The sequence below is a fragment of the Krasilnikovia sp. MM14-A1004 genome (assembly GCF_047159485.1).
Classification (GTDB): Bacteria; Actinomycetota; Actinomycetes; order Mycobacteriales; family Micromonosporaceae; genus Actinoplanes.
This window is the reverse complement of sequence record NZ_AP038773.1, coordinates 3,719,759-3,735,966: the sequence shown is the minus strand read 5'-3', so window position 1 is coordinate 3,735,966 and position 16,208 is coordinate 3,719,759. Positions and strand designations below refer to the sequence as shown.

Here is a 16,208-nt window from a genome sequence, read left to right as displayed (position 1 = left end):
TGATGACATTCGTCGAAGCGGCGGCGCAGGCCGCGTACCTCGTGGCTGCTCTGCTCTTCATCCTGGCGCTGGCGGGCCTGTCCAAGCACGAGACCGCCAAGGTGGGCAACATCTTCGGCATCGCCGGCATGGCGCTGGCGCTGGTGGCCACGATCGCGCTGGCGATCGTCCACGAGCTCAGCACCGTCGGCCTGGCACTGCTCATCGTGGCCACCGTCGTCGGCGCCGGGATCGGCCTGTACCGGGCGAGCCGGGTCGAGATGACCGGGATGCCGGAACTGATCGCCCTGCTGCACAGCTTCGTGGGCCTCGCCGCCGTGCTCGTCGGCTGGAACGGCTATCTGCACGTCGAGGCCGACCTGGACGGCGCCGAGGCCGGACTGCTGCGCGGTCAGGAACTGCTCGGCATCCACAGCGCGGAAGTCGTCATCGGCGTCTTCATCGGCGCGGTGACGTTCACCGGCTCGATCGTGGCGTTCCTCAAGCTGTCGGCCCGGATGAAGTCCAGCCCGCTGATGCTGCCGGGCAAGAACTTCCTCAACCTCGGCGCGCTCGCCGCGTTCGGCGTGTTCACCGCCTGGTTCGTGATCCAGCCGCAGTTGTGGCTGCTGATCGTCGTCACCGTCCTGGCCCTGCTGCTGGGCTGGCACCTGGTCGCCTCGATCGGCGGCGGCGACATGCCGGTGGTCGTGTCGATGCTCAACAGCTACTCCGGCTGGGCCGCGGCCGCCTCCGGCTTCCTGCTGGAGAACGACCTGCTCATCGTCACCGGCGCCCTGGTCGGCTCCTCCGGTGCCTACCTGTCGTACATCATGTGCAAGGCGATGAACCGGTCCTTCATCTCCGTGATCGCCGGTGGTTTCGGCATCGAGGCCGGTCCCGCCGACGACACCGACTACGGCGAACACCGCGACATCACGGCCGAGGGCGTGGCCGGCCTGCTGGCCTCCGCCGACTCGGTGATCATCACCCCCGGGTACGGCATGGCGGTCGCCCAGGCCCAGTACGGCGTCGCCGAACTCACCCGCAAACTGCGGGAGAAGGGCGTCGACGTCCGCTTCGGCATCCACCCCGTGGCGGGCCGACTGCCCGGTCACATGAACGTGCTGCTGGCCGAGGCCAAGGTGCCGTACGACATCGTCATGGAGATGGACGAGATCAACGACGACTTCGCGAACACGTCGGTCGTCCTCGTCATCGGCGCCAACGACACGGTCAACCCGGCGGCCACCGAGGACCCCGGCAGCCCCATCGCCGGGATGCCCGTGCTCAAGGTGTGGGACGCCGACGACGTCATCGTGTTCAAGCGCTCGATGGCCTCGGGGTACGCCGGTGTGCAGAACCCGCTGTTCTTCCGGGAGAACAGCGCCATGCTCTTCGGCGACGCGAAGGAACGGGTGGAGGACATCCTGCGGGCCCTCTGATCACCCAACGCTGCCCGATCGGGCTTCGCGGATCGGGTCGGTGCGGGGCACAGTATGCGCGGTCACCATCATCGGCGGCGCTGCCGGTGCCCCGCACGCCCGATCTGAGAGCTGGTGCGCCATGCCCCGTCCGGACGGTTCCGCATCGGTACCGCACGGCGTGATGAGTCGCCGGTCGTTCCTGGTCTTCACGACCGCACTGTCCGCCGCCACGGTGGCGGGTTGCAGCCTGTTCGACCGTGACGACGAGCCGACCGTCGACAACGAGGTGCCGTTCGGGGTGTGGCAGCAGGTGCGGGCCGCCGTGCGGACCAGCCCGGACCACGTGGCGGCGGCCGCGGAACTGGTGGTGGCCGGCAAGGACCCGGAGGCCATCCTCGCGTTCGTCCGGGACCAGATCGTCGCGTACCCGGCCCTCGGGCGTTTCGACCTGACCGACGACACGCGCTGGGGCGTGCGCGGCACGCTGCGTGGCGGCGCGGGCTCGGCGCGCGACAAGGTGGAGACCCTCGCGGCGCTGTACCGGCGCGCGGGCTTCCAGGCCGAGGTGGTGGTCGGCGAGCTGGCCGACGACGTGGACATCGCGGGCGTCTTCCGGCCGGTCCGGCGCACGTTCGCGCCCCACGCGGACCAGGGCGCCATCGACCGCTGGCGCAGGGCCATCGGTACGAAGCCGACGGTCACCGCCACCGAGCGCGCCGCCGCCGTACGCGATGACGTCGCGGCCCGGGAGGAACTGGCCCGGCAGCTGATCGCCGCCCTGCCGCAGCGGCGCGCCGCGGAGCCCGCGCGCCCGCGGGACCGGCGGGTGCCGCTGGTGAAGGTCGTGGTGAACGGCACGCAGACGTACGCGAATCCGCTGGTCCCCGGTGCCCGGCTCGGGGCGAGTCACACCAGCGACGAGCCGTCCGGCGCGGGTTCGGCGGGGTCGGGCCCGCGGGTGACGGTGAGGCTGCTGGCCGCGACGACCGCCGCGCCGACACGCACCACCACCCTGGTCGAGGCCGAGTACCGGGCCGAGGACCTGGTGGGGCGTCAGCTGATGGTGGCGTTCCGGCCCACGACCGAGATGGCCCAGCTGATCCGCCTGCGCCCGCGCGACCTCGGCACGTTCATCCCGACCCTGGCGGTGAACGGCCCCGACCTGGACGCCGAAGCGGCAGTGAAGCTGGCGCATGCCGGATCGGCGATCTCGCTCACCGGTGAGGTGATCGAGGCCAGGGACGGCACGGTTCTGGTCGACGGGCAGCCGCTGGACGTGTCCGCCGCCGCCGATTCCCGGGCCGCCGACCGGGTGGCCAAGCTGGAGATCGACGTCGCCGCCGGCGCGTTCCCGGACATCGCGCTGCGGGTCAGCGCGCTGGACGCAGGCGGGAAGCCGGTGACCGGGCTGCCCGCGTCCGCGTTCCGGCTGGCCGAGGAGAAGACGAAGCTGGGCCTGCGGATGACCGCGAACAAGCAGCGGCCACCGCAGGTGATGCTGGTGTTCGACCGGTCCGGCTCGATCAAGACGGGGCCGGAGCCGGTCGCGTTCGCCACCGAACTGGCGCGCCGGTTGTTCGCCCGCCGGCCGGACGCCGCGATGGCGGTCATGGCGGTCAGCGGCACCTCGGCCGGCGAATTCACGCTGCGTACCCCGCAGGCCGTGGGCGCCGCGGTGGGCGGGCTCAGCAGCTTCGGCTCGGACATCTGGGATTCGCTGGCGCGGGCCAACGAGGCGGGGCCGACGGTGATCGTCATGGCCAGCGACTTCCAGCAGGACGAGACGCAGGCCGAGCGGCTGGCGGCGCTGCGCTCCAGGGTCGGCGCCGGGGTGCCCGTGGTGGCGATCGGCATCGGCGAGGTGGACGCGGCGACGCAGGCGCAGGTCGCCGCGGTCACCGGCGGTATGACCACCCTGGGCAGTGACGTCGAGCGTACGGTCGCCGCCGCCGACGCGTTCCTGCGGCGCCGCGAGGTCCAGCCGTACCAGGTGCGGTACCGGGCGCCGGAGCAGGGGCCGGCGCAGCGCACGGTGACGCTGTCCACCGGCCGGGGCGTGACGGCCACCGCCACGTACCGGGTGCCGGCCGCCGAGCAGCGGACACCCGGCGCGGCGTTCGCCGGGATCTGTCTCGGCGTCCGGATCGGCTACGAGTCCGAAGTGGTGCGGGTGCTGGCCGGGGTCGATCCGGACCACGACGGCCCGGTGCCCGCCACGGCCGTCGACGAGGTGCGCGGCCTGATGTTCGGCACCACCGTGGTGTCGTTCGAGGGTGCCGCCCCGTCGCTCGGCACCTGGCTCGACGATCTGCTCACCGCCCGCATCGGGGCGAAGGCGTACTGGGAGGCCGCGTTCGCCGGGGACGAGAAGCGCATGGTGAGCGCGTTGGAGGCCGGGCTGCCGTACCTGCCGTCGACCGTCGCGGCGTTGCACCCGCCGATACCCCCGGACGGGGACCTGACGTACGAGACAGGGTTGCGTGCCGTGCTGCACGTGGACCGGCCGCAGTTCGGCGCGGGCCGGGTACGCCGCGCCGATGTGCTGCCGTGCACCCGGTGGGCGAGCCTCGGCGCCGACCGGGTGCGGGCGTTCGACAGTACGCTGCGGCGCTCCGCGGCACTGGCCGTCGCGGAGGGTTCGGCGTTCCGGACCAGCACGTGGAGCGCGCTCAAGGGCAAGCGCCTGACTCTCCTCCCGAAGGGGGACAGCGACCTCACCTTCCTGCCGGAGGCGTCGCGGGACCGGTGGCGTTCGCTGCTCGGCACGTGGGACGACTACGACCGGCTGGTCCCGGCCGACGGCGCGCCGGTGGCGTTCTGGGCCGTCGACCCCGGCACCGGCTCGGTGCTGGGCGTGCTGGCCGATGGCAGCGGCGGCGGGGCGACCGCGAACGTCGAATGCCAGATCTTCGAGGACAAGGCGATCCTGTCCCTGCTGGGCATCCTCGGCGGTGCACTCGGCATCGGCGCGATCGGCGTGTTCGCCTCGCTCGGCAAGGCGATCAGCGCGCAGATGCTGCGGTACGCCCACGTGATCGCGAACCTCGACCAGCCCAACGTCGCGGAGCTGGCCCGGGAGGCGACCGACGCCCTCTACGACGAGGCGAAGGGCGTCGCCTGCGACCTGATCAAGCCGGCGGTGCTGGACACCGTCGGCGCCCGGGTCCTCGGCGAGGAGATCGCCGGGGCGGCGGGCACAGTGGACGGCTGGCTGGACGTGGCCGGGCTCTCGATGCCCTGCCCGCCGCTGACCTCGCTGGGCGGCCCGCCCTCCTGCTGAGCACGCTCAGAGCACGTCGGGGATCCGTACCTCGATGGTGGTGCCCTCCTCGGGCCGCGAGCGGACCCGCAGCTCACCGCCCAGCAGCCGGGCCCGCTCGGCCATGCCGCGCAGGCCGTGCGGGGTGCCGTTCGGGCGCAGCGCCCGACCGCTCGGCTCGAAGCCGCGGCCGTCGTCGGTGACGGTGAGCATGGCCGTGCGGCCGTGCTTCGCCAGCCGGATGACGGCTCGGCTCGCGTGCGCGTGCCGGACGATGTTGTGTACGGCCTCCTGCGCCACCCGGAACAGCGACGTGCTCACGTGCTCCGGCAGGCACAGGTCCTGCGCGTCGACCTGGATCGGCAGGTTGGGCACGTTGCGGGCCAGGCTGGCCAGCCCGGCCGCCAGGCCCAGGTCGTCGAGGATCGGGCTGCGCAGCCCGGTGATGGCGCTGCGGGTCTCGCCGAACGCGACATCGGCCAGCGACCGGGCCGCGTCGACCTGCCGCGCGGCGTCCCCGGCATCGCCCGCGTGCAGGGCCGCCGTCGCCGCCGACAGCCGGAAGCTGAGACTGGCGAGGGCCTGGGTGACGCCGTCGTGCAGGTCGCCCGCGATCCGGCGCCGCTCGGCCTCCTGCATGGTGACGGTGGTGGCGACCGCGGTGGTGCGCAGATTCCGGTACCCGTCGATCGCCGCGGCCTGCGCGGACAGGTGCACCCGCAGCGCCAGCAGGTCGGCGACCGCCAGGGCGGTGTCCACCTCGGCGCGGGTGAACGCGCGGCGCTGCCGACTGAACACGGCAAGCACGGCCACGGTCGCGCCGCCCGGCACCCGGGCCGGCGCGCACAGCCGGGACACCGGTTCGCCCGGCGCGAGGCCCATCAACTCCCGGTGGCGCGCGTTGCGCGGATGGTCGTCGACCAGGACGGCCGGGAGCCCGTCGGCAGCCACCCGCCCGGTGACGCCGAAACCGCGGGGGATCCTCAGAGCCGGTTCGCCCGGTGCCGGGTGCCCGGCCGTCAGCACCAGGTCACCGTCGTCGGCCACCTGGAACATGAGGCATCCGTCGGCCGCCAGGCTATCGGTGAGGGCAGCGGCGACCCGGCCGAGCACAGTGGACAGATCCGGCTCCCGCGTCACCCAGCGGTGGAGCCGGTCCATCAGCGGGGTCGGTGGTTCGGCGCCTGTCAATGGAACAGGGATTCGCGCAGGGCGACCGCGACGGCCGAGCCGCGGTCGTTGACCTCCAGCTTGCGGTACAGGCCCCGCAGGTGCGTCTTGACCGTGTCGTCGCTGACCACCAGGCGCGCGGCGATGGCCTTGTTGGACAGTCCGCCGACGAGCAGGGCCAGCACCTCGCTCTCGCGCTGGGTCAGGCCCAGGCGGGCGCCGGGCCAGAACTCACCCCGGCGTACGTGGGCGGCGGCCGCGGCCACCCGACCGGCGAGACCGGGGTCGATGACGATGTCGCCGAGCTGGACGTTCTCCAGGTGGCGGACCAGTTCCTGGCCGTCGATCCGCTTGAGCAGGTATCCGGAGGCTCCGGCGCGCAGCGCCTGGTACAGGTACTGCTCGTCGTCGTAGACGGTGAGGAAGACGACCCTGGTGTCGGGGGCCGCGGCGCGGACGGCCCGGCACACGTCCAGGCCGCTGTCGCGGCGCAGCCGGACGTCGCAGAGGACCACGTCGGGCCGGTCCGCGGTGACGGCCCGCACCGCATCGGCCTCGTCGCCCGCCGAGCCGATCACCTCGACCGCGTCCGGGAAGCGGGACAGCATGGCCCGCAACCCCTGCAGCACCATCTCATGGTCGTCGACCAGCAGTACCCGGATCGGCCTCCGGTGGCTGCTCACGATGACACTCCTCAAGCGGGGCGATGCCCCGCTCGTCGTCGGGTGTGTCCCACCCACGCGACCCGGCCCATGATGGCGCGGCCTTTTGGTCGGCATGGGAATGGTACGGGCCACGCAGATCGATGTCGAGAGCGGCCGCGACCCACGGTGACGCCTTCGAAACCGACCGCGCATCCGCCCCCGTCGGCCGTCCGGGAGCCCGGAGGTGGGGTGGGGCCGGGTCATGGGTGGCGGGCGGTGGAGTGCAGGCCGCGTAACGCGTCGACGGTGACCCCTCCGGCGAGAGTGCCGCCGCGTCGCCCGTTGCGGGGGCGGACGTCGGCGTCCTGCATGTCCTGCGGCAGGTAGCCCGGCACGACCGCGGCCGCGCCCGGGAATGCCATGTCGCGGTGGTAGGCCGACGTCACGACCAGGCAGGGGATACCGGCGGCGGTGGCGGCGGCCAGACCGGGCGGCGAGTCCTCCACGGCCACCGCGTCCCGGGGCTCGATGCGCAGTTCCCGCAGGGCCCGGTCGTACACCTCGGGGTGCGGCTTGAGGCGCGTCACGTCGTCGCCGGTGACCACGGCCGCGAACGCGATGCCGTGGAACAGGCGCTCGAGTAGCACCGTCACCCACTGGCGGCGGCCCGTGGTGGCGACCGCGAGGCGTACCCCGCTGCGACGCAGCGCGGCCATCAGCTCGGGCACGCCGGGTCGCGCGACGATCGGCCCGTCGCGCAGCCAGTCGGTGTAGTAGGCGGTCTTCGTCCGGTGCAGCACCCGCGCCAGCCCGTCCGCGTGGGGCACGCCCCGGTCGGCGAGATACCCGGCCAGCCGGCGGCGCCCGCCGGTGACGGCCAGCAGCTCGCCGTACTCGTCGACGCCCCACTCGTAGGGCAGGCCGTGGTCGCGGAACGCCAGGTTGAACGCGCGGCGGTGCCCGTCGCGTTCGGTCTCGGCGAGGGTGCCGTCGACGTCGAAGATCACCGCGCGCAGCCGGGGTGCGGTCATCGCTGGTACACCTCCTGCATGAGGTGGAACAGCAGCAGCTCCTGGGTGATCGCCAGCGGTTCGCTGTGCGTGCCGTCGGCGAGGCGCCCCAGCCCGCGCGGGATCTCCCGGTCGTGGCCGACGCCGTCCCACAGTGCCTTCTCCAGCAGCCGGGCGTCGTCGGCGGTGGCGTCCGCGTGCACCCGCAGGCAGTCGACAGGGGTGCCGTCGTCGTCGCGGATGATGTTCAGCGACAGGGCCGTGCCGACGTCCTCGGTGAGCAGGTGGGTCAGCGGCGGATGCTGCACGGTCGGGCGCAGCAGCAGCTCGGCGGTGGACGGGGTGTCCGGCGGGTCGGTGCCGTCGCGGGCGGGCGCGAACCGGACGACGATGTCGGCGTAGCGGCGCTGCGGCCGGATGTACGCGGCCGAGTCGGGTTCGCGCCGGGCCAGCTCGCGGCGCACCTCGGACTCGGTGTACCCGCGGCCCGTGGTGTCCCGGTGGATCTTCCACCGGTGCCGGATCTGTTCGGGCGGGTCGAGGAAGACGGTGATGTCGAAGCAGGCCCGCGACAGCTTGGAGAACAACGGGAACAGCCCCTCGACGATGACGAACTGGCGCGGGCGCAGGTACTCGGGCCGGGCGAACGTTCCGGTGCGGTGGTCGTACACCGGTTTGAGGACGGGTTGGCCGGTGGCCAGCATCTGCAGGTGCTGTTCCATGATGTCGAGGTAGTTGGCGTCGGGGGACAGGGCGGTCAGCGGCAGCACCCGCAGCTGCGCCCGGTCGTAGCGGTGGTAGTCGTCCACGCCGATCGTGGTGCACCGGTGCGCGCCGATGGCGGCGGCGAGCCCCCGCGCCAGGGTCGTCTTGCCGGATCCGCTGTCGCCGCCGACGGCCAGCATCACCGGCCGGGTCTCGGCGGGCTCGCCGACGCGCGAGCGCATCATCCGGACGAGCTTGTCGGACATCGCGTCACGCCCGGCCGCGGCGCTGCATCAGCCGCAGGATCATCGGGGTGAAGATCAGCTGCATGGCCAGCTCCATCTTCCCGCCCGGCGCGACGATGACGTTGGGCCGCGACATGAACGAGTCGTGCAGCATCGACAGCAGGTACGGGAAGTCGATGCCCTTCGGGTCGGCGAACCGGATGATCAGGAAGCTCTCGTCGGCGGTCGGGATGGTCCGGGCGATGAACGGGTTCGAGGTGTCCACCGTGGGCACCCGCTGGAAGTTGATGTGCGTCTGGGAGAACTGCGGGCAGATGTGGTGCACGTAGTCCGGCAGCCGCCGCAGGATCGTGTCCATCACCGCCTCCTCGGAGTAGCCGCGCTGGGTCTTGTCCCGGTGCAGCTTCTGGATCCACTCCAGGTTGATGATGGGAACCACGCCGATGCGCAGGTCGGCGTGGCGGGCCACGTCGGCGTCCGGGGTGACGATCGCGCCGTGCAGCCCCTCGTAGAACAGCAGGTCGGTGCCGGGCGGCACGTCCTCCCACGCCGTGAACGTGCCGGCGTCCTGGCCGTAGGGGGCGGCCTCCTCGTCGTCGTGCAGGTAACGGCGGATCCGGCCGGTGCCGGTGCGCCCGTACTGATCGAAGAGAGTGGCCAGCTCGGGCAGCAGGTTGGCCTCGGGGGAGAAGTGGCAGAAGTTGACGTTGCCGGCCGCGGCGGCCTCGGCCATCGCCTTCTTCATCTCCTCCCGGTCGTAGCGGTGGAACGAGTCGCCCTCCACGATGGCCGCGGTCAGCCCCTCGCGGCGGAAGATGTGCTGAAACGTACGGGTGACCGACGTGGTGCCCGCGCCCGAGGAGCCGGTGATGGCGACCACCGGGTGTTCGGCCGACATCAGCGGGCCCCCCGGAACATCGAGCGCACGTTGAACAGCGAACCGTCGAAGCTGTCGTCGTCGGGTTCGTGGTGGTAGCGCTCGACGCGGGCCACCTCGGCGCGGGAACCGAACACCAGCGGCGCGCCCTGGTGCAGCCGGGAGGGGCTTAGTTCCAGCACCCGGGAGCGGCCGGTGCTGGCCCGGCCGCCCGCCTGCTCGATGAGGTACGCGATGGGGTTGCACTCGTACATCAGCCGCAGGCCGCCGGGGCGGGTGGGGTCGCGGCTGTCGGCGGGGTACAGCACCACGCCGCCGCGGGTGAGGATCCGGAAGACGTCCGCGGCCAGCGACGCCACCCAGCGCATGGTGAAGTCGTGCTCGCGGGGGCCGCTGCGCCCGGCCAGGCATTCGCCGATGTAGCGGCGTACCGGTGCCTCCCAGAAGCGTTCGTTGGCGCTGTTGATGGCGAACTCGCGGGTCTTCTCGGGCACCCGCATCCGCGGGTGGGTGAGCACGAACGCGCCGATGTCGCGGTCGAGGGTGAAGCCGTCCACCCCGTCGCCGGTGGTGAGGATGAGCATCGTGGCGGGGCCGTACAGGGCGAAGCCGGCGCAGACCTGTTCCGTGCCGGGCTGCAGGAAGTCCTCGACCCGCGCCTCCCCGCCGGGGCGGGGGCTGCGCAGCACGGAGAAGATCGTCCCGACGGACAGGTTCACGTCCAGGTCGCTGGAGCCGTCGAGCGGGTCGAACAGCAGGAGGTACTTGCCCCGCCGGTACGGCGCCGGGATCGGCAGGATGCCCGCGGACTTGCCGGACGCGATGGCGGCCAGGTGCCCGCCCCACAGCGTCTCGGCCACCATGGCCTCGTTGCTGGCCAGGTCGAGGCGCTGCTGCACCTTCTTGTCGCCCGGACCGCCGCCGGAGCCCGCGCCGTCGGCGGCCAGCTCGCCCCGGTTCACCTGGTTGGCGATGATCTTGACGGCGGTGGCGATCGCGTTGAGCAGGCCCGAGAAGTCGCCCGTGGAGTCGAGGTGGCGGTGCTCCTGCTCGATGGTGTGCCGGGTGAGGGTGATGCGCCCGAGCGGGCCGTCGGTCAGGGTCGGCACGGTGGTTTCCCAACGGTCGGGCCGCGTGCGCGGCGTCCGGTGAGGATGCCAGGACCGTACGGCGGGGCGCGGGAGGCCGCCTCACCCGCGCGGGCGGGTGGACGGATGAGATCGGGCCACCCGGAACACCAACTCGCCCGCCCGTCCGGGGTCGGTGAGGTGCCGCAGGAACAGCTCGGTGGTGGCGGTCGGCGCGGCACCGGTGACGGCGTGCCAGGGACGGCTCAGCGGGGTGCCGGGCGCGGGCACCCGGTGCAGGGTGCCGGCGCGCAGGTGCTGCTCTACGGCGTCGGTGGAGACCAGGGTGACGCCGAGCCCCAGCGCCGCCGAGGAGACCACGGCACCGACCGAGCCGAGGGTCAGCAGCGGCGGGTCGATCCCGATGCGCCGCAGCAGCGCCAGTGTCGCGTCGCGGGTGCCGGAGCCCGCCTCGCGCAGCAGCCAGGTCACCGCGCCCAGGTCCGGGGTGGCACCCGGCGCGGCCACCAGCACCATCGAGTTGGTCCGGGTGGCGCGGGTGACCTGGCCCTTGCCGGGCCGCCCGCCGATCACCACATCCAGGCGGTGGTCGGCCAGCAGCGCCGACACCCGGTCGCGGACGTCGATGTCGAGGGTCACCTCGACCTGCGGGTATCGCTGCCGGAACGACGCCAGCAGCCCCGGGATCAGCGCCTCACCGGCCGTGGTGACCGCGCCGATGCGCAGCCGGCCGCGTTCGGCGTCGGCGCCGCGCCGGGCGGCGGCGACGCTCTCGTCGAGCAGGCCGAGGATGCGCCGCGCGTACCCGGCGAAGACGGCGCCCGCCTCGGTGAGCCGCAGCCCGCGCCCGCTGCGCTCGAACAGCGTCACGCCGACCTCGGCGTGCAGCGCCGCCAGCGACGCGGAGACGGCCGACTCGGTGACCGACAGCCGCCGGGCCGCGGCACGGGCGGAACCGCACTCGTGGATCGCCAGGAACGTCTGGAGCCGCGCGGGGGTCATGGCGCTGACGATAGACAAGCGATTGCTCATGTGTCGACGGGGAAAGCTCGCTGGACGGATTGACTGTCCGGGCGGCAGTGTCGAGCGCATGACCAATGAGGACAGGTGGAACCCAGGGGTACACAGCTACGCGAGCATGGGCTACTACAACGCCGACTACGTCCCCAAGGACACCGACGTGATCGCCGTGTTCCGGGTGACGCCGCAGCCCGGGGTCGACCCCCTCGAAGCCGCCGCCGCGGTCGCCGGTGAGTCGTCGACCGCCACCTGGACCGTGGTGTGGACCGACCGGCTCACCGCGAACACCCACTACCAGGCCAAGGCGTACCGGGTGGATCCGGTGCCCGGACGGCCGGGGGAGTACTTCGCGTACGTCGCGTACGACATCGACCTGTTCGAGGAGGGGTCGATCGCGAACCTGACCTCGTCGATCATCGGCAACGTCTTCGGCTTCAAGCCGCTGCTGGCGTTGCGCCTGGAGGACATGCGCATCCCCGTCGCGTACGTGAAGACCTTCCAGGGTCCCGCGCACGGCATCGTGATGGAACGCGAGATCCTCAACAAGTACGGCCGCCCCCTGCTCGGCGCCACGGTCAAGCCGAAGCTGGGCCTGTCGGCCCGCAACTACGGCCGGGTCGTGTACGAGGCGTGCCGCGGCGGCCTCGACTTCACCAAGGACGACGAGAACATCAACTCGCAGCCGTTCATGCGCTGGCGCGACCGGTTCCTCTACTGCATGGAGGGGGTGAACCGGGCGATCGCCGAGACCGGCGAGAGCAAGGGCCACTACCTCAACGTCACCGCCGCGACCCTGGAGGACATGTACGAGCGGGCCGAGTTCGCCAAGGAGCTGGGCAGCGTCATCGTCATGATCGACCTCACGGTCGGGTACACCGCCATGCAGTCCATGGCGAACTGGGCCCGGCGCAACGGCGTCCTGCTGCACCTGCACCGGGCGGGGCACTCCACGTACACGCGGCAGAAGACGCACGGCGTGAGCTTCCGCGTCATCGCCAAGTGGTGCCGCCTGATCGGCGTCGACCACGTGCACGCCGGGACGGTCGTCGGCAAGCTGGAGGGCGACCCCGCGACCACCCGCGGCTTCTACGACACCCTGCGCCTGGACCACGTCCCGGCCAACCCGGGGAACGGCATCTACCTGGAGCAGGACTGGGCCAGCATGCCCGGGGTCATGCCGGTCGCCTCGGGCGGCATCCACGCGGGCCAGATGCACCAGCTCGTCGACCTGCTCGGTGAGGACGTCATCCTGCAGTTCGGCGGCGGCACGATCGGCCACCCGATGGGTATCGCGGCCGGCGCCGAGGCGAACCGGGTCGCGCTGGAAGCCATCATCAAGGCCCGCAACGAGGGCAAGGACCTGCTCAAGGAGGGCCCCACCGTGCTGCGGGCCGCCGCCCAGCGCTGCGGGCCGCTGGACGCCGCGCTGTCCACCTGGGGCGACGTCACGTTCGACTACGCCGCCACCGACGCCCCCGACGTGGTCGTCACCGCCAGCCGATAGGAGCCACGACATGTACCTGCGCCACGGAGCCTTCTCCTACCTGCCCGAGCTGACCGACGCCGACATCGCCGCGCAGGTCCGCTACGCCCTCGACAACGGCTGGCCCGTCTCTGTCGAGTACACCGACGACCCGCACCCGCGCAACGTGTACTGGGACATGTGGGGCCTGCCCATGTTCGACCTCACCGAGCCGGACGCGGTGCTGCGCGAGATCCAGGACTGCCGGGCCGCGTTCCCGCAGCACTACGTGCGGGTGCTGGCGTACGACGCGCGGCTGGGGCGCCAGACCACGGCGCTGAGCTTCCTGGTGCAGCGGCCGGAGAACGAGCCGGGCTTCCGCCTGGTGCGCACCGAGTCCAACGACCGGGTGCAGCGCTACTCGTTCCAGCCGTACGCGACAGAGGCGCCCACCGGGGCGCGGTACGCGGCCGGATGACCGCCGGGTTCTCGATGCGTCCCGCGGGAGCGGTGCAGGAGCCGGAGCTGCTGCCCGATGACGCGCGCATCGACCTCAACGCCGACGAGGCGGCCGCCAGGGCCCGCGCGGTGCTGGCCGATTTCGACCGCGACACCGTGGGGCTCACCGCGGTCAAACGGCGCCTCGCCGAGATCGCGGCGCTGCTGCTGGTGAGCCGGGCCCGGACCCGGTTCGGGCTGTCGGCCAGCAAACCGTCGCTGCACATGAGCTTCACCGGCGGTCCCGGCACCGGCAAGACGACGGTGGCGATGCGGATCGCGGAGATGCTGCACGCGTTGGGCTACCTGCGGACGCCGCGGGTGGTCGCGGTGACCCGCGACGACCTGGTGGGCCAGTTCATCGGGCATACCGCGCCCAAGACGAAGGAGGCGATCGCCCGGGCGGCCGGCGGGGTGCTGTTCATCGACGAGGCGTACTACCTGCACCGGCCGGAGAACGAGCGGGACTACGGGCAGGAGGCCATCGAGATCCTGCTGCAGGAGATGGAGTCCGAACGCGGCTCGCTCGTCGTGGTGTTCGCCGGGTACGCCGACCGGATGGAGAAGTTCCTGTCGTCGAACCCGGGCCTCAGTTCGCGGGTGGCCCACCACATCCGCTTCGACGACTACAACCACGACGAGCTGGTGCGGATCGCCGAGCTGATGCTGGCCCGCGACAGCTACTCGTTCACGGCGGACGCGCGGGCGGCGTTCGACTCGTACGTCGACCTGCGGATGGCGATGCCGCGGTTCGCGAACGCGCGCAGCATCCGCAACGCGCTCGAACGGTGCCGGTTGCGGCAGGCGATCCGGCTGGCCGCGCTGAGCGAGCCGATCGGGCTGGCGGAGCTGACCACGCTGACCGCGGCCGACGTACGGGGAAGCAGCGTCTTCGCCCAGGCGGGCTGAGGGCGCACCGCCGGCCCGGAGGCCGCCCTGACCGCGGGCGGTTTCCGGGCCGGCATCCTCTTGATCGAATTCCTGGGGAAAAGACTCATGACGTTCCGTCGCCAGACGATCACTAAGCGCAGTCACCCGGTTGCAAGGGTGGAGTTGCGGAGTCTCCAAGGAGTTCACATGCTCGTTCAGTACATCCAGGCACTGCTGGCGTCCGTGCGCCGTCACGACGACGAGGGCGCCACCGCCGTCGAGTACGGCCTCATGGTCGCGCTCATCGCGGTCGTCATCATCGGCGCCGTGATCCTGCTCGGCGACAACCTCAGCAACATGTTCGGCGGGGTCGCCGACTCCGTTAAGGCTCCGGCCGGACCGTGAGTCACGGCGGGCGTGGCCGGCCCACGCGGTCGGCCGCGCCCGCGGGCCGGCTCGTGGGGGGACCGGCCCCGGACCGGGGGGCAGCGGCGGTGGAGATGGCCATCGTGCTACCACTGCTGCTGCTCCTCCTGTTCGGCATCATCGACTTCGGCCGGGCACTCAACGCGCAGATCACGCTCACCGAGGCGGCCCGCGAGGGGGCTCGCGCCACCGCCATGGGGCTCGACGGCCGCGCGCGGGTCACGTCCGCGGCGGGCCCGACCAAGGTGAGCACGGTGCAGGTCACCGTCTGCGGCGCCGACCGCACCAAGGACGCCGTCGTCCAGGTGTCCTCCGCCTTCCGCCCGGTCACCCCCGTGGGGTCGCTGATGGCGATGTTCGGCGGGAAATCGGACGGATCCTTCACCATCACCGCACGAGGAGTCATGCCATGCGTCGGCTGACGCTGTTCCACCGGCCCCGCCGCGACGACGGCGGCGCGATCGCCGCCACCGTCGCCGTGGTGCTCGGTGTCGGCGTCCTCCTCGGCGTGGCCGCCGTGGTCGTCGACGTCGGCCGCCTCTACGCCGAACGCGAGCAATTGCAGAGCGGCGCCGACGCAGCCGCCCGGGCCGTCGCCGAGGCCTGCGCCGTCACTCCGGCGCAGTGCGCCGGCCAGACCGGCACGGCCGGACGGTACGCGAACCTCAACGCCGCCGACGGCGCCACGAAGGTCACCGAGATCTGCGGTACGGGAACCGGCCTGTCGGCGTGCCGGGCACCGGCCACCAACCGCGCGGCCTGCCTCGGCGCCGCACCGCAGGGCGTCCGGTACGCCGAGGTGCGGGTGGAGACGAAGCTGGCGGACGGCTCGACCGTGCTGCCGTCCGTGTTCGCCCGCGCGCTGGCCGGCGGCGACCCCGGCACCACCGTCGGCGGCTGCGCACGCGTCGCGTGGGGCCCGCCCCGCGTGGCCCAGGGCTTCGCCGTCACCTTCTCCCTCTGCGAGTGGGACAACCTCACCGGCAGCGGGGCCACGCTCTGGTCGGCGACGGGCGTCCCGCCCGCGAGCGCCGAACGCGTCGTCAAGCTCCACGACAGCCGGGGCAACCCGGTCTGCCCGGCCGGCCCCGCCGGATGGGACCAGCCCGGCGGATTCGGGTGGCTCGACGACCCGACCGCCGCCTGCACGGCGATCGTGCAGGCGGACGGCACGTTCGACGGCGACACCGGTAACTCGGCGTCGCACCCGTGCAAGGACGCCCTCGAAGCGGCCCGGCAGGCGCGCAGCATGGTGCTGATCCCGGTCTACGACAACGTCCGCGGGCAGGGCGCGAACACCGAATACCACCTCGTGGGCTTCGCCCCGTTCGTGCTGACCGGATACCTGCTCTCCGGATTCTCGGCGCCGTCCTGGCTGACCAACATGCACCACTGCAGCGGCCAGGAGCGCTGCCTGTACGGCTACTTCGTCCGCGGCCTGGTGACGTCGACCGGCTCGCAGATCGGCGGCCCGGACCTCGGCGCCGCCGTCGTCAACCTCGTCGGCTGAGCCGGGCAGGAGCAAACC

General features: G+C 72.3%; 15 protein-coding genes. 8 read left to right on the top strand and 7 right to left on the bottom strand.

The window, feature by feature from the left end:
• Window positions 1–2: 2 nt before the first annotated feature.
• Window positions 3–1,424: a Re/Si-specific NAD(P)(+) transhydrogenase subunit beta gene (gene pntB / locus ACMCNN_RS16275; RefSeq protein ID WP_412741342.1), complete on the top strand. Its 1,422-nt coding sequence runs from the start codon at window positions 3–5 to the stop codon at window positions 1,422–1,424.
• A 163-nt stretch (window positions 1,425–1,587) separates the two neighbouring features.
• On the top strand, window positions 1,588–4,686 hold the full coding sequence (locus tag ACMCNN_RS16270; protein WP_412741341.1) for a hypothetical protein: 3,099 nt from the start codon (window positions 1,588–1,590) through the stop codon (window positions 4,684–4,686).
• Between the two features lie 6 nt (window positions 4,687–4,692).
• Here the strand turns inward: ACMCNN_RS16270 and ACMCNN_RS16265 are convergent, their stop codons facing one another.
• The 7 genes from ACMCNN_RS16265 to ACMCNN_RS16235 form a co-directional block, all read right to left on the bottom strand.
• Entirely contained in the window at window positions 4,693–5,826 is a 1,134-nt protein-coding gene (locus ACMCNN_RS16265) for an ATP-binding protein (RefSeq protein ID WP_412741340.1), read from the bottom strand.
• 26 nt (window positions 5,827–5,852) lie between these two features.
• Window positions 5,853–6,518, bottom strand: coding sequence for a response regulator (locus ACMCNN_RS16260; protein WP_412741339.1), 666 nt, complete (start codon window positions 6,516–6,518; stop codon window positions 5,853–5,855).
• A gap of 221 nt (window positions 6,519–6,739) precedes the next feature.
• A complete protein-coding gene (locus ACMCNN_RS16255; protein ID WP_412741338.1) occupies window positions 6,740–7,510 on the bottom strand; it encodes an HAD-IA family hydrolase in 771 nt (256 codons plus the stop codon).
• Window positions 7,507–8,460 (bottom strand): phosphoribulokinase, encoded by a 954-nt coding sequence (locus tag ACMCNN_RS16250; RefSeq protein WP_412741337.1) that lies wholly within the window; start codon window positions 8,458–8,460, stop codon window positions 7,507–7,509. Before ACMCNN_RS16250 ends, ACMCNN_RS16255 begins: the two co-directional genes overlap by 4 nt.
• A gap of 4 nt (window positions 8,461–8,464) precedes the next feature.
• On the bottom strand, window positions 8,465–9,337 hold the full coding sequence (locus tag ACMCNN_RS16245) for a phosphoribulokinase (RefSeq protein ID WP_412741336.1): 873 nt from the start codon (window positions 9,335–9,337) through the stop codon (window positions 8,465–8,467).
• Window positions 9,337–10,425 (bottom strand): class 1 fructose-bisphosphatase, encoded by a 1,089-nt coding sequence (locus tag ACMCNN_RS16240; RefSeq protein WP_412741335.1) that lies wholly within the window; start codon window positions 10,423–10,425, stop codon window positions 9,337–9,339. The genes ACMCNN_RS16245 and ACMCNN_RS16240 overlap by 1 nt, the downstream gene beginning before the upstream one ends.
• Before the next feature lie 81 nt (window positions 10,426–10,506).
• Window positions 10,507–11,406 (bottom strand): LysR family transcriptional regulator, encoded by a 900-nt coding sequence (locus tag ACMCNN_RS16235; RefSeq protein ID WP_412741334.1) that lies wholly within the window; start codon window positions 11,404–11,406, stop codon window positions 10,507–10,509.
• Between the two features lie 88 nt (window positions 11,407–11,494).
• Between ACMCNN_RS16235 and ACMCNN_RS16230 the strand changes: the two genes are divergently transcribed.
• The 6 genes from ACMCNN_RS16230 to ACMCNN_RS16205 all read left to right on the top strand — a co-directional run bounded on the left by ACMCNN_RS16230 (window position 11,495) and on the right by ACMCNN_RS16205 (window position 16,190).
• On the top strand, window positions 11,495–12,928 hold the full coding sequence (locus ACMCNN_RS16230) for a form I ribulose bisphosphate carboxylase large subunit (RefSeq protein WP_412741333.1): 1,434 nt from the start codon (window positions 11,495–11,497) through the stop codon (window positions 12,926–12,928).
• A gap of 10 nt (window positions 12,929–12,938) precedes the next feature.
• Complete coding sequence (locus tag ACMCNN_RS16225; RefSeq protein WP_412741332.1) at window positions 12,939–13,364, top strand: ribulose bisphosphate carboxylase small subunit; 426 nt, start codon at window positions 12,939–12,941, stop codon at window positions 13,362–13,364.
• Entirely contained in the window at window positions 13,361–14,293 is a 933-nt protein-coding gene (locus ACMCNN_RS16220) for an AAA family ATPase (RefSeq protein ID WP_412741331.1), read from the top strand. The genes ACMCNN_RS16225 and ACMCNN_RS16220 overlap by 4 nt, the downstream gene beginning before the upstream one ends.
• Before the next feature lie 168 nt (window positions 14,294–14,461).
• Complete coding sequence (locus ACMCNN_RS16215; protein ID WP_412741330.1) at window positions 14,462–14,659, top strand: Flp family type IVb pilin; 198 nt, start codon at window positions 14,462–14,464, stop codon at window positions 14,657–14,659.
• A gap of 89 nt (window positions 14,660–14,748) precedes the next feature.
• Window positions 14,749–15,102, top strand: coding sequence for a TadE family protein (locus tag ACMCNN_RS16210; RefSeq protein WP_412741329.1), 354 nt, complete (start codon window positions 14,749–14,751; stop codon window positions 15,100–15,102).
• A complete protein-coding gene (locus tag ACMCNN_RS16205) occupies window positions 15,090–16,190 on the top strand; it encodes a pilus assembly protein TadG-related protein (protein WP_412741328.1) in 1,101 nt (366 codons plus the stop codon). Before ACMCNN_RS16210 ends, ACMCNN_RS16205 begins: the two co-directional genes overlap by 13 nt.
• Window positions 16,191–16,208: the final 18 nt, after the last annotated feature.

Coding starts and splice junctions, on each gene's coding strand:
- ACMCNN_RS16220 (WP_412741331.1), top strand. CDS start 13,361: ATGACCGCCGGGTTCTCGATGCGTCCCGCGGGAGCGGTGCAGGAGCCG.
- ACMCNN_RS16235 (WP_412741334.1), bottom strand. CDS start 11,406: ATGACCCCCGCGCGGCTCCAGACGTTCCTGGCGATCCACGAGTGCGGT.
- ACMCNN_RS16205 (WP_412741328.1), top strand. CDS start 15,090: ATGCGTCGGCTGACGCTGTTCCACCGGCCCCGCCGCGACGACGGCGGC.
- ACMCNN_RS16270 (WP_412741341.1), top strand. CDS start 1,588: ATGAGTCGCCGGTCGTTCCTGGTCTTCACGACCGCACTGTCCGCCGCC.
- ACMCNN_RS16255 (WP_412741338.1), bottom strand. CDS start 7,510: ATGACCGCACCCCGGCTGCGCGCGGTGATCTTCGACGTCGACGGCACC.
- ACMCNN_RS16230 (WP_412741333.1), top strand. CDS start 11,495: ATGACCAATGAGGACAGGTGGAACCCAGGGGTACACAGCTACGCGAGC.
- ACMCNN_RS16215 (WP_412741330.1), top strand. CDS start 14,462: ATGCTCGTTCAGTACATCCAGGCACTGCTGGCGTCCGTGCGCCGTCAC.
- ACMCNN_RS16245 (WP_412741336.1), bottom strand. CDS start 9,337: ATGTCGGCCGAACACCCGGTGGTCGCCATCACCGGCTCCTCGGGCGCG.
- ACMCNN_RS16265 (WP_412741340.1), bottom strand. CDS start 5,826: ATGGACCGGCTCCACCGCTGGGTGACGCGGGAGCCGGATCTGTCCACT.
- ACMCNN_RS16225 (WP_412741332.1), top strand. CDS start 12,939: ATGTACCTGCGCCACGGAGCCTTCTCCTACCTGCCCGAGCTGACCGAC.
- pntB (WP_412741342.1), top strand. CDS start 3: ATGACATTCGTCGAAGCGGCGGCGCAGGCCGCGTACCTCGTGGCTGCT.
- ACMCNN_RS16250 (WP_412741337.1), bottom strand. CDS start 8,460: ATGTCCGACAAGCTCGTCCGGATGATGCGCTCGCGCGTCGGCGAGCCC.